The organism is Streptomyces sp. NRRL WC-3549 (assembly GCF_000721935.1).
Classification (GTDB): Bacteria; Actinomycetota; Actinomycetes; order Streptomycetales; family Streptomycetaceae; genus Streptomyces.
In genome coordinates, this window is sequence record NZ_KL585399.1 from 166,312 (window position 1) to 166,547 (window position 236).

The 236-nt window shown below is 64.8% G+C and carries 2 tRNA genes; both read left to right on the forward strand.

The window, feature by feature from the left end:
• The first annotated feature begins 37 nt into the window (after nucleotides 1-37).
• Nucleotides 38-111 (forward strand) — tRNA-Cys (locus tag IH13_RS0115705).
• 1 nt (nucleotide 112) lies between these two features.
• Nucleotides 113-184 (forward strand) — tRNA-Val (locus IH13_RS0115710).
• Nucleotides 185-236: the final 52 nt, after the last annotated feature.

Here is a 236-nt window from a genome sequence, read left to right on the forward strand (position 1 = left end):
GCAGAAGGTGGGGGATCCTTCCCGAGCCCCCACCCCTGGTGGAGTGGCCGAGAGGCGAGGCAACGGCCTGCAAAGCCGTCTACACGGGTTCAAATCCCGTCTCCACCTCCAAGGACGATTAGCTCAGCGGGAGAGCGCTTCCCTGACACGGAAGAGGTCACTGGTTCAATCCCAGTATCGTCCACCGATCCGATGGGATCCGGTCCGCGAGGACCGGTCCCGCAGGATCCCCGCGC